Raw genomic sequence first — 12118 nt, forward strand, 5'->3', positions numbered from 1 at the left:
GGCGTCTTGTCGTGGTGGTGCGGGACACGGAACGGGGGCCTGGCGCGCATGGTGCGCGGCAGGCCCCCGTGCTCGGCGAGTGTCAGGCGCAGTTGCCGCTCGACGGGTCGCAGATCGATGATCCCCCACCCTGCTCGACGAACGGGTCGACCGTGGAGTCACTCACTCCGAGGGGGTCGACGACGTCCTTGAACATCTCCCAGGCGCCTCGGCCCCAGCCGTACTCCCTGACGTAGGTGGGAGCCTGGGCCACCTGGAGGAGGCCGCCGGCGATGCCGAGGGTGCGGGAGAAGCCGCGCAGGCGGGTGGGCGCGCCGACGGCCTTCGGGGTCTTGTACGGCACCGGCTCGAACGCCTGCCCCGTGAGGTCCTTGACGGCGGGCGTCTTCACCACGCTGGAGAAGCCCTTCTTGATGGCGCCCTTCATTCCCGGGTCACTGTTGACCATCTTGTTGATGTTTCCCGTGACGTCTCGGGAGTTCAGCGCGTCCCACAGTTCCTTGGCCTCGGCCTTGGCGACGGCCAGGTCCGAGTCGGACAGCAGGTTCTGCGTGTTCTTCCCCGTTTCCCGGGCCTTTCGGTCCTTTTCCAGAACGTCCGACAGGCCCGCCATCGTCTCCCATCCGTTCTGCATGTGCAGTTCCTTCTTGCCGGGGAGCCGCTTCCCGTTGTTGAACTCGTAGATGATCGCCGTCGCTATCTTGCCGTCGCCCATGACCTGCTTCGCGACCGGCTTGGCATAGATCTGCGCCAGCGCCCCCGACAGGCCCTTGTTGCTGACCGCCGGCACCTGCGCCCTGGGCCGCGTGAGGCCCGGGTTCTTGTTGGGAATCTTGCTGAGGAGCTTGCCGATGGCCTTCTGCAGCGCCTTGAAGATGCTCGGGAAGCCGAAGAACTTGCCGTCCGGGTCGGCGTACACCAGCGGGTTGTTGTTGCCGTAGGTGTAGCCGTGCATCTGCTGCGGGTCGGACAGGTTCATCACCGGGTCGACGGAGAGGAACCGGCCGGTCCCCGGGTCGTACTCGCGGGCGCCCAGGTGGGTGAGACCGGTGTCCTTGGTGTCGTCGATGCCGCCGACGAAGCCTCGCGTGCTCGGCCAGGCGGCCGGAGCGGCGCCGCGGGCGCCGCCGAACGGGAGGACCCGGCGCTGGGTGAGGGCCAGGTCCGTCGCGGCGACGGCCAGCAGGCCGGTGCCGTGGTGGTCGGCGAGGGTGAAGGAGAAGGTGCCGTCGTCGGCGCGGATCGCCTGGTTGCCGCTGCCGAGGTCCATGTAGCGGGTCGCCTTGGCCTTGGCCGCGCCCTTGTCCAGGGTGACGTCGGTGTGGCCGAGGTGCAGGGTGGTGCGGGCGCCGGTGCGGGAGATCAGCCGGTTGCCGTTGGCGTCGTACAGGTACTCGGTGACGTTGTCCGGCTTGCCGTCGACGGGCTCGGTGACCTTGGCGAGGAGCCCTTCGGCGTCCCAGTCCAGGTGCTGCTTGCCGCGGTCGGTGGTGTTGCCTATGAGGTCGTACTTGTAGTCGGTCTTGGTCGTCCCGGCCGGCGCCTGGGTGGTGACCGAGGTCAGCGTGTGGGCCTTGGCCGTCCCCGGGGCGGGGTACTCGTAGGAGCGCTTGACGTCCTTGGTCGCGTCGCCTCCGGTGTGGTGCTGGGTGTCGGTCAGCCGGTTGCCGGCCTTGTCATAGGTGTACGACTGCCAGTACGGGGCCGGGCCGCCGAGCTTGGCGGCGGACGGAGCGGCGGCACAGGTCTGGTCGCCCTGCGCCCACGCCTCGGTCAGCCGGCGCAGGTAGTCGTAGGTGAAGCACTGGTTGTCGGTGCCGGTGCGGGAGACGTCGTTCAGGGAGAGGACGTTGCCGGCCTCGTCGTAGCGGAAGGTGACGTTCTGGTCGACTCCGGTCTGCTCCTCGCGGTCCACGCGGGTGGTCGCCAGGCGCTGGGTGCCGTACTCGTAGGTGTTGGTGACCTGCGTCTTCTTGCCGCCGCTGGTCAGCCCGAGGGTGTACACCAGCGGTTTGCCGGTCTTGCTGTAGGTGGCCGAGGAGGTCATGCCCTGGCCGAAGACGGAGATCGGCCGCAGGGTCTGGTCCTCGTAGGTGTAGCTGACCGAGCCGCCCGGCAGGGAGCCGGCCGCGGAGTAGCTGAGCGAGGCGACCAGGCCGGAGGGCTTGTAGGCGGTGCCGGACTGGTAGGTGCCGGCGAGCGCGCCCTCGGCGGCCGGGATCACGGTCGCCGTCTTGGTGGCCCGGTACAGCTTGTCGTAGGCGGTGACCGAGGTGGTGTACGCGGCGTCGCCGACGTAACGGGTGGACTCGGCGAGCTGGCCCTGGGCGCCGGCCACCGTGTCGTAGGTCCACTTGACCCGCAGCTTGCCCGTGGCGGATCCCTCGCGCAGCTCGGTCTTGCGGCCCAGTCCGTCGTAGGCGTTGAAGAGGGTGCCGTTCGCGTCGGTGCTGGAGATCACCTGGTTGCGGTCGTCGTACTTGGTGTCGGTGCGCCCCTTGTCGGGGTCGGTGATGGAGAGCTGGTTGCCGCGCTGGTCGTAGGTGTGGCTCCAGCTGTTGCCGGCCGGGTCGGTGACCTTCAGCAGCTCGCCCGACGGGGTGTGGTCGTACAGGGTCGAGTCGTAGGCCGACTCGGGCGCCCGTGCCTGGTGCTGGCGCAGTTCGGTGACGTTGCCGCGGGCGTCGGTGAGGGTGGTGACGGTGGTGGCCCCGACCGGCGGGATCACGGTGGTGCGGTCGCCGGCGAAGATCGTCTTCGTGATGCCGAGGACGGTGCCTCCGTCGCCGTTCCCCGCGATCTGCTTCTCCTCGACCGCGCGGCCCAGACCGTCGAACGTGGTGCGGGTCTGGCTCTCCACGGACAGCGCGTCGGCGGGCTTGAACAGCTCGGTGACGGGACTGCCGGTGCTGTAGTACGGGGCGAACGTCTTGGCGGTCAGACCCCGTTCGTCGTAGAAGACGTCGGAGATGATCCGGCCGCCGTCCGGGCCCGGGGCCTGGGACTGCCGCTCCCGCAGGAAGCCGTCGTAGAGCTTGTACGACGTGATCTGGCCGCCCTCGTTGTTGAGCAGCTTGGTCGCGACGGCGACGGGCTTGCCCTCGGTGACCGTGTAGGCGAACTCGTACGTCGGCACGCCGCTCGTGGCGCGGTCGGCGAGCCAGACCTTGGTGGAGCGGCCGAGCGCGTCGTAGGCGTAGTTGCTGACGTTGCCGTTGGTGTCGGTCTGCTTCAGGAGCAGTCCGCGCAGCGGGTCGAGGTCCTTGACGGTGGTCTGGGCGGTGGCGGCGTCGGCCGGGTTCGCCGGCGGGGTGGTGGTCTTGGTCTGCGTGGGCAGTCCGGTGGGCGGGACGAAGGCCGTCGTGGTGGTACGGCCGTCGGTGCGCGCGGTGCGCACGGGCGCGGCGTCGCCGGTGACGGTGAAGTCGGCCGTCAGGTCGGTGATCGCCAGCTCGCGTCCGTAGTCGTCGTAGGTGGCGCCGGCCTCCAGGTAGGTCGCCTTGGTGCCGTTGTGGCTCTTGAGGGGCGCGGTGGCCGTGGCGTCGCCCTTGGTCGGCGCCGCGCCGTAGGCGCCGCCGTCGTAGGCGGTGCGGATGTCGTCGATGACGTCCTTGCTCCGGTCGACGGTGGCGTCGCAGGCCTTGGCGACGGTCTCCACCCGGGACGGCAGGAGCAGGATGTTCTTGTCGGTGTTGGTGGCGTACGTGGTGCGGACGCACTGGTTGTCGGCCGCCGTGGCGGTGTCGCCGCGGTCGTCGACCTGGGTGACCCGGCCGGCGACGGTGTCATGGGTGACGGAGCTGGAGGTGGTGCGCCACTTGACGCCCGCGCCGTCGTCCAGGGAGGTCCAGGCCTGGCTGTCGGAGACGCCGGTGAAGTCGGCGGTGACGGTGCCCCAGTCACGGGTCTTCTTGGCCGTCTCGTGGTGCCAGGGCCGGTTGACCGTCTTGGCGAGAGCCTTGCCGCCGGGCTGGTCGAAGACGACGGACTTGTACTCCAGGCCCGCGGCGGACGCGTGGTCGGTGATCGGGTCGCCCTCACCGGAGTCGAGGGAGACGGTCACGGACTTGGCGCCGCCCGTGGTGTCCTTGCGGTCGCCGTCCATGCCGCGCAGGAAGTAGTGCTCCTCCTGCGACTTCATGGCAGCCGCGCCGCCCTGGCCGCCGTTCTTCACCCGGACGTGACCGTAGCCGCGCCACTGCGACCAGGTCTTGTACTTCTCCTTGGTGAGGCCGTCGTCGTCGTCGAAGTGCCAGGCGGCCCCGTCGAGGTACTCGTAGGCGGTCACCTGGTCCGGGGCGCCGCCGGTGCGGTCGGTCGCGACGACGGAGGTGACGACGTACTTGTTGAACCACTCGCGGTCGGGGGCGTCGGTGCTGTCGCCGCCGATGTACTGCGGGAAGCAGCGCGTGGTGTTGGTCTGCGGGGTCGGCAGGGCGTCCGCGTCACAGACGGGCGCGGAGTAGGTGGCGTCGATCTGGCCGCCCGACTCGTCCGCCACGGTGGACAGTCGTGCCTTGATGAAGGGGGCGTACCCGTCGCCGATCCTGTCCAGCCGGTTGGCCAGCTGGGTGTAGGCGAAGGTGGTCTTCGGCAGGGTGATCGGCGTCGTGCCGGTGTGGCCGGTGTGCTGCACGCTGTCGAGGAGCAGCTGGTAGTCGGTGTCGGCCATGCCCCAGCGGTGGCCGAGCTTCCAGGAGTCGACCTTGCCGTAGGTTCCGTCGGACTTCAGGAGCTGGGTGGTGACTCCGGCCAGCCGCTTGCGCGTCCAGAAGGAGGGCGAGAGGCGGCCGTCGTCGCACTTGGCGTCGGCCTTGCAGTTGAGGTCCCACGGTGTGTCGTACCAGTAGGACGCCTTGGCGTCGATGGTGTCCACGGCGCAGGTGACGCCGTCCTGGGGCAGGCACCGCTCGGCGTTGTCGAAGACGACCTGGGCCGACGGCTTGTCGGCGAACATCCGGGTGGAGCGCAGCCCGTAGTCGATGCGCTCGAGGTAGCCGCCGCGGGTGTACGGGGTGTCGTCGTCGGCCTTGAGGTTGCGGCCGTAGGAGTTGGCCTCCTTGACGTAGTGGTAGCCCATCGCGTTGCCGTGGGTGTCCACGACGTAGTCGAGGTTCCACCGCCAGGCCTGCTGGCACCAGGATCCGGCGAAGTCGGAGGCGTGGCAGGGCTCGCCCGCGTTGTTGCCGTAGACCGGCACGGTCCAGGTGGAGTCGGTGGTCTCCTTGCCGCTCGTCCAGCCGGGCAGCCTCTGGTAGCCGAAGTAGTAGGCGGTGCCGTCGGGGGTGGTCAGCCGCCAGTACTCGCCGTCGTCGTCGCCGTTGCCGCGGGCGGTGTCGGCCAGCCGGACGATGCGGGTGCCGTCGTCCTGCTTGAACCTGAACTCGTCCTTGCCGGCCGGGACGAGCTCGCCGCCCTTGCCGTTGAAGGAGACGTAGGCGTTGTCGTAGGACCAGCACAGGTCGCCCGGCTTGGCGCCGTCGGCGTGCTTCTCGCCGTCGTCGGCGCAGGGCTTGTAGCGGCGCTCGATGAAGCCGGGCGACAGGTCGAAGCCGTCGCCCACCCAGGAGCCCTGGTTGTTGGTGCCTCCGGTGCGGCCGTCGATCGAGGCCGAGGAGTAGTCCAGGCCCACGTCCGGCGTGAGGTCGCCGGGCACGTCGGGCACGGGCATGTCGTACGACCAGGTGAAGTCACCGGTGTTGAGGTTGGTGGTCCAGGTCGCCGACGGGGAGAGGGAGGTGGCCTTGAAGTCGCCCTTCTCGCCGCCGGTCTCGGCGGCCGCGGCCAGGACGGTCAGCCCGCCGGCGCGCAGGCTCACCGTGTTCGCGGTGAGGGTCCGCCGGTCGGTGTCGTTGCGGGCGGCGACCGGGGTGGCCTTGCGGCACGCCTCCTTGGCGGGGGTGGTCAGGGCACAGGCGGGCAGCTGCACGAGGTGCAGCCGGGAGGCGTAACCGCCGCCGTAGGCCTGCGCGAAGTCCGCGTAGTCGACGGTGACGGCGACCTTGCCGGCGGCGGTCGGCGCGGTGCCGGACCGGGTGACGCCCTGCGGACCGGCCTTGGCGCTGTCCTTGGCGCTGTCCTTGGCGCTGGCCTTGGCGCTGGCCTTGGCCTCCAGGGTGAACAACAGGCCGTCGATTCCGGCGCGTTCGGCCTGAGCGCGGCCTCGTACGGCGGCCTCGACCGTCCCCTGGGCGGCTTGCTGCGCCTGCTTCGCCGGGGCGATCGTCAGAGGCAGTGCACCGGCCCGCTGGGCGGCGGGGGCCTTCTTCGTCGTGCGTTCGGGCAGTTCGACGGTGGCCGTGCCGGCCTTGGGCCAGGAGCTCCTGGGCGCCTTGCCCGGCGTCTTGGGACCGTCGGTGAGGGTGCGGGGCTTGACCTTGACGCCGTCGGCGCCGGGGACCGCCTTGTCGGCCTTGGGCACACCGGGCAGGGGGTGGCCGCCGGCGGCCGCGGCGGGAGAGGCGGCGGCCTGGATCAGTCCGCCGAGCATCAGGGCCGACACGACCAGGGACACCGGTCGGTGCAGGGCTGTGGGAGAGAAACGTGGAGGTTTGCGTCTCATGCGTATGCCGTCCATCGCTGCGTGGCGCCGGTCCCGCGTACGGCGGGGCGGCGGCGCCGCTGTTGAAAGGGCAGAGTGCGCCAAAGGGCGGAGTGAGCTGGGAGAACGGGCGGTGCGCTCGGGTCGTCCCGGCGCACCGCCCGTAGGAGGCGTCAGCTGCCGGCCGGCACCTGGGTGGGCACGTCGAACCAGGAGCCGGAGAGTTCGCCGACCTGGCTGTCGTCGAGCGCGCCCTGGAAGAACCAGACGTCGTCGATCACGCCGGGGAAGTACTCGGCGCCTGTGGCGCCGACCTTCGTCCGTCCGACCTGGAGCGACTTGCCGGCCTTGACGGTCAGCACGTTCTCGCCCCAGGCGATCAGGTCCTCGCAGGAGGTGTCGTCCGCCGTACCGTCACCGTCGGCGTCCTCGCACGCGGCCTCCTGGAGCACGCCGTTGACGTACAGGCGGGCCTGCTTGGCGAAGCCGTCGTAGACCAGGGCCAGATGGTTCCAGTCGGTCACGCCGGTGAACTCGGTGTTGGCCAGGCGGGCCGTCGTGGCGTCCGTGGCGTCCTTGTTCGGCAGCCCGATCTCCCAACTGCCCAGTCCCTCAGGGTCGTTCGCGTCCGGGGCGAAGCGCACCGCGAAGGGACTCTGACTGGTCCCCTCCGCGCTGACCACCGCCGCGTTCTGCGTGGGGGTCGAGGCGGCCTGGGCCCAGGCGGTGACGGTGAAGCTGGCGCTCGTGTCGACGGGGACCGCCGGGGCGCTCGCGTAGCCGGCCTTGCCGTCCAGCTCCAGGCCGCCCTCCATGAACCCGGTGCCGATCTTCGCGCCGCCCGCCAGGGACAGGGCGGCCGTACGGCCGGCGTCGTCCGGCGAGGCGGAGCCGGTGACGGCGTCCAGCTTCCAGCGGGCGTTGAGCAGCGCGCGCTGCTTGAACAGCTGCTGCACCTCGTCGGCCGACACCGGCCGGTCGAACAGCCGTACGTCGTCGATCTGGCCGGGGAAGAACGAGGTGGGCACGCCCTGGTACGCGCTGGCGCCGATCTGTATCGCGCCCCCGGCGTACCAGGTCGAGGGCAGGGCGGTGGTGCCGGCCAGCGTTCCGTTGACGTAGAGCGAGAGCGTGTCGGCCACGGTGTCCTGCACGCCGACCAGATGCGTCCACTCACCGCCGTAGGCCGTGGCGCCCTCGGGTTGCAGGGCCCGCACCACCGTGGAGTCGGCGGTGTCGGCGCTGTGCTGGTTGAACACCCAGCGGTCGTAGGAGCTGGAGTAGTACAGCTCCGGCCCGGTCACCACGCTGCCGATCTGCGAGGCGACGGTCGCCGCGTGCGTCGGCTTGGTCTTCGCCAGTTTCACCCACGCCGAGACGGCGAAGCTGTACGTGGTGTTGACCTGCGGGTTGCCGGTGGTGGCGTAGTCGTCAGTGCCGTCCAGGGTCAGCGCGTTGCCGTCCGCCCCGGCCGCGCCCGTCGTGGCCCCGCCCTTGAGGACCGCGGGGCTCACGTCCGCCCGGCCGCTCAGTTCGGCCGCGTCGGCGGGGTCGTCCAGGTGGAAGACCATGCGCGCCGGACGCCCGCCGCTCGTGTTCGAGCTGTAGAGGCTCGACACCTCCCCCGCCGTCAGGGGCTTCTCGAAGGTCTTCACCTCGTCGATGGCACCGGGGAAGAACGACGCCGGAGTGCCGCCCGGGGTGCTCGCGCCGATCAGCAGGCTGCGTCGGCCGTTCCACGGGGTGCTGTAGGCCGTGCTGCCGGCCAGCGCGCCGTTGACGTACAGCTTCAGCAGCTTCTCACCGGCGGAGTAGATGCCCACCAGATGGGTCCACTCGTCGACCTTGACCCCGCCCGCGGCGGCCTGCATGGCCCGCACGGGGGTGGCGGAAGCGGTGTCGGAGCTGTACTGGTTGAACACCCAGCGGTCGTAGCCCTTGGAGTAGTACAGCTCGAAGCCCGGCTGGTTGTTGCCCCGCTGGGAGGCCACGATCGCCGCCTCCGACGGCATCGCGGACAGCTTCACCCAGGCGGAGACGGAGAAGCTGACGTCGGTGTTCACGGTGGCCAGGTCGGTGCTGGCGTAGTCGTCCACGCCATCGAACTGCACCGCCTTGCCGAACCTGCCCTCCACGTTCGGCGTCGGGCCGCCGTGCAGGGCCGCGGTCTCCTCGGGCGCGCTGCCCGCCACTTGGGTGGCGCCGGCCGCCTCGTCCATCGACCAGTCGGCGCGCTCCAGCTGACCCGACTTGACCCGGAACTGGTAGGTGCGGATCTCGGAGCCGTTGCCGGCCGCGTCGAACGCCCTGGCGGTGACGAAGTTGAGGCCGGCCTTGGCCGGCAGCATCTGCGCGACCTTCGCCGCGCCCGCGGACGTGGTGATCGTGTTCTTCGAGGTGGGGTCGCCGTTGATGCCGAACCAGTACTTCGTCACGTCGGTGTCGGCGGCCTTCAGCTGGAACGAGCCGTACTGGCCGACCCCGTCGAACCACGGGTCGTCCGGGTTCTCCGGGTCCGAGGCCGGATATTCGGCGGACGTGACCGCGGGGGCCTTCGGGACCTTGGTGTCGTAGGTGAAGTAGCAGCCCGTCGGATCGCCCGCGCTGGACCACGGGGAGTACTGCGCCCCGTCGTAGCTGCGCGCGTACCAGTTGATCTGCTTGCTCTCGGGCAGGGAGGAGGGCAGGGTGAGCGAGAAGCCCGAGCCGGACTTCTTGGCGCCCGTCCGGGCGGGCTTCCAGCGGGCGATCGTTCCCTTGCCGTCGCCGGAGTCCCAGGCCGCCTCGATCTGCACGCCGACGCTGTCGCCGTCCGGGTCCGTGACGCCGTTGACGTAGATCTTGCCGAGGGTGCGCACACGCGGTGCGTCGGCCGGCTTCTTGCAGGTGCCGCCGTACTCCATGGTGAGCTGCGACATCTTGATCTGCGACGGCGGGCGGTTGTACTTCACCCGCAGATACGCCTTGTCGGAGAACCGCTTCCAGCCGTAGATGTCGGTCTCGCTCGCGGCCTGCATGCCGAACGTCATCGTCGACGACTTGGCGTTGGCCGCCGTCTGCACGGCCGACTTCACGTCGAACTCGGCGTCCTTGGCCGAGCAGCCCTCGTAGCCGTAGGCGAAGGAGTCCGTCTTCAGCTTGTCGATCCAGAAGCCGTCCGCGTTCTGCGAGTTCCAGGTCGTCGACGAGGAGATGTCCTTCGTCCGCCACAGCTCCACGCTGCGCGCGCTGCACGACGCAGACCACACGTTCCGTACGACGAACTCTGCGGAGAGGACGGTCTTGCCCGCGAACTTCGACACCGGGATGCGGTAGAAGAGCCGCTTGGTGTCGTTGGGCTGGCAGTAGGCCCAGCCGCAGTAGCCGAGGCCGGCGTTGTCCTCGCCGTTGAACTTCCACTGCGGCGACGACGCCCAGTACTTGGACGCCATCGTCCACGCGGCGGCGCGCGGCGAGTACCACTGGGGGTCGATGAACACCGGGTAGGTGGTGTCCTTGCCCTTGAGCACGTCCGCGTCCGGGGTCAGGACCAGTTCCCTGCCGCCGGCCGGGATGTCCACCCCGACCGGGGCGAGCTTCGCCGACTCCCCGGCGGCGGGCTCGTCGCCCGGCGCGGCCGTCGGCCCGCTCGTGGCGGCGGCCGCGGCGGCCGACAGGGACTTCGCCGATTTCGCCGATGCCGCGGACTTCGGCGACGCGCTCTGCTGCGCCGGGGCGCCGCTCTGCTTCGGCGACGCGCTCTGCTGCGCGGGCTCCTGGGTGCTGGAGTCCCACATCACGGGCTTGGGCGCCTCGAACACGGCGCTTCCGGCGCCCTGGTCGACGGCCTCCAGGCCGCCCTCGGACGTCTCACGGACGTCCATGCCGTCGGTGGAGAGCTTCAGCCGCAGCCGGGTCAGCTCCGGACTGGCGGCCGCCTGAGCGGACTTGACGACGAGCAGCTGGGTGAAGCCGTCCTCCTGGGCACCCATCCGCAGGTCGACGTCCGGCAGGACGTCGCGGTAGGTCGCCGTGGCCCCGTCGAGGACGGGAGCGGGCAGCTCGCCCGGCCAGGAAAGGGCCAGTTCGCGCCCCGCCTTCTCCATCCGCACCAGCGGCGCGTCGCCGCCCGCGGAGAACTCGAGCCCGACGGTGGTCGCGCCGGGGGCGACCGTCCCCTGCGAGGTCTTCGCCAGGTCGGTGTCGACCGGCTTCCACTCGTCCCCGACCCGGGTCCGCACGGGGCGCAGATACTCGCGCGCCTCCAGGTTTCCGTCGGGTGTGGCGTACACGTCGCTGCTCTCGGCCCGCAGCGATCGGACCTCTACGCTCTTGCCGGACCGTTTCGCCTCGGTCAGGGCGTCTTCCGTGGTCGTCGGCGCTCCCGCGTCGGCCGAGGCCTCTGCCGTCGAGCCCGTCCGCACCGGGGCCGTCGGAACGGCGGCGACCGCCGCGGTCACCGGCGTCACCCCGACCCCCACGGCCGTCACCAGCGCCAGCGCCAAGGCCAGCGTCCGGCCATGTCTTCGCGTCAACACGCGCCCCCGTATTCACCGTTCACAACACGACTCAGTGAGAAAACACTGAGAAAAGATGGTCAATGTCGGAGGCTAGGTAAGAAGACGATGAAGATCCATAGAAATTAATGCGACATCTCCGACGACTCGCCCGCGGCGGATGTGAGACCCGACACGGTTGCGGCAAGATCCGTGGGGATTCGACGGAGAAGCACCGCGCGCGCCTCCCCGACCGGCCGCACGATCGCTCCTTGCGGCTCCCTGCGGCTTGCTGCCTACCGCCCGGGAGCCGCACCCTGGTCAGGCGGCCATCCCGCCGATCCGCCGGAGTGAGGAGCGACCCCTTGTTCTACTACGTGCTCAAGTACGTCTTGCTGGGCCCCCTGTTGAGACTGGTCTTCCGACCGCGGATCGAAGGCCTCGAGCACGTACCGGAGTCGGGGGCGGCGATCGTCGCCGGAAACCATCTGTCGTTCTCCGACCACTTTCTGCTCCCCGCGGTGCTGAAGCGGCGCATCACGTTCCTCGCCAAGGCCGAGTACTTCACCGGCCCCGGCATCAAGGGCCGGCTGACCGCGACCTTCTTCCGCAGCGCCGGGCAGATCCCCGTCGACCGCTCCGGCAAGGAGGCGGGCCAGGCGGCGATCCGCGAGGGCCTCGGCGTCCTGGGCGAGGACGAGCTGCTCGGCATCTACCCGGAGGGCACGCGCTCGCACGACGGCCGTCTGTACAAGGGCAAGGTCGGCGTCGCGGTGATGGCCCTCAGGGCGAAGGTCCCCGTGATCCCCTGCGCGATGATCGGCACCTTCGAGGCGCAGCCGCCCGGCAAGGTGATCCCGACCCTGCACCCCGTGGTGATCCGCTTCGGCACGCCCCTGGACTTCTCCCGCTACGAGGGCATGGAGAACGAGAAGGCGATCCTGCGCGCCGTCACCGACGAGATCATGTACGCCATCCTGACCCTCTCCGGGCAGGAGTACGTCGACCAGTACGCGGCCGTCGTCAAGGCGGAGCAGGCGGCCGCGAAGGCGGAGAAGGCGCGCAGGTTCCCGCGGATGCCGCGTTCCTGAGGGATCGTCAA

The 12118-nt window shown here is 70.1% G+C and carries 3 protein-coding genes; 1 reads left to right on the top strand and 2 read right to left on the bottom strand.

Annotated features, from left to right (window positions below):
- Nucleotides 1–82 precede the first annotated feature (82 nt).
- Both OG562_RS04895 and OG562_RS04900 read right to left on the bottom strand, forming a co-directional pair.
- Nucleotides 83–6562: an RHS repeat-associated core domain-containing protein gene (locus OG562_RS04895; protein WP_266394019.1), complete on the bottom strand. Its 6480-nt coding sequence runs from the start codon at nt 6560–6562 to the stop codon at nt 83–85.
- 152 nt (nt 6563–6714) lie between these two features.
- Nucleotides 6715–11058: a LamG-like jellyroll fold domain-containing protein gene (locus OG562_RS04900; RefSeq protein ID WP_266394021.1), complete on the bottom strand. Its 4344-nt coding sequence runs from the start codon at nt 11056–11058 to the stop codon at nt 6715–6717.
- Between the two features lie 323 nt (nt 11059–11381).
- Here OG562_RS04900 and OG562_RS04905 point away from each other — a divergent pair, with 323 nt between their 5' ends.
- Nucleotides 11382–12107 (top strand): 1-acyl-sn-glycerol-3-phosphate acyltransferase, encoded by a 726-nt coding sequence (locus OG562_RS04905; protein ID WP_266394022.1) that lies wholly within the window; start codon nt 11382–11384, stop codon nt 12105–12107.
- The last annotated feature ends 11 nt before the right edge of the window (nt 12108–12118 follow it).

Source organism: Streptomyces sp. NBC_01275 (genome assembly GCF_026340655.1).
Lineage (GTDB): Bacteria > Actinomycetota > Actinomycetes > Streptomycetales > Streptomycetaceae > Streptomyces.

Coding starts and splice junctions, on each gene's coding strand:
- OG562_RS04895 (WP_266394019.1), bottom strand. CDS start 6,562: ATGAGACGCAAACCTCCACGTTTCTCTCCCACAGCCCTGCACCGACCG.